At 29.8% G+C, this 736-nt stretch carries 1 protein-coding gene; it reads right to left on the bottom strand.

Translation table 11 applies throughout. The features are described 5' to 3' along the window. The coding region (locus LF845_RS11745) for a hypothetical protein (RefSeq protein WP_242821200.1) at positions 1–736 on the bottom strand (736 nt) is incomplete at both ends.

Genomic DNA, 736 nt, shown 5'->3' with positions numbered 1-736 from the left:
AATTTTCGCTGTAATCTTACCTGCATTTTCAGTAAGATGAATATTCATCTTACCCAAAAAATCCGGTTCTAATTTAACGGTCATCTTTTTAGACTCACCATTTTTTATAAATTCTATGATTTCAATTAAGTCATTAACCTTAGTGGGAGAATTTAAATTCATAATTGGTTGATGAGAGGGTGCTTCTATCTTGTTGCTACTAAGTGCTATATTTGAAATATCACTTTCTTTTGAAAATAAACTCTTTATATCATCAGACATTTGAAAGTTTTTTAATCTTGTAATGCCGTTACCTTCTAATTCACTGTCAAAATTTGCCATCAAATTTTTAACATCATCAGCAACTTTGTCATTTTTCAATAATATCTTACTTAACAATTTGTCCAACTTGTTATCAAGACTGTCTATCTTAACATTTTCAACATTTATGTTGCTTTTCAGAATTTCTTTTTTTTCACTCAATATATCTTCAAAATTAGCATCTTTTTTCAGAAAATCGCCTATGTCAACATCCCCCTTTTTGTTATCGGCAAGTGATTTTAATAGCTTTTCAATAGTCGATTTATCGAGCCCGGTGAGTATACTGATTTCTTCTATCAGTTCAGAATCTTGTCTGATATTTTCCGCCAAAGTCCCTAAGTCTTTCAATGAATTGATTTCATTATTTGCATTTAGTATATTTTCTACTAACACATTTAATGCCACAATTAAGTTATTCTCCGGCTCATTTTTTTTC

It is taken from the genome of Deferrivibrio essentukiensis (assembly GCF_020480685.1).
Classification (GTDB): domain Bacteria; phylum Chrysiogenota; class Deferribacteres; order Deferribacterales; family Deferrivibrionaceae; genus Deferrivibrio; species Deferrivibrio essentukiensis.
Note: the sequence above shows the minus strand (reverse complement) of the source record. Positions and strands in the feature narration are given on the sequence as shown.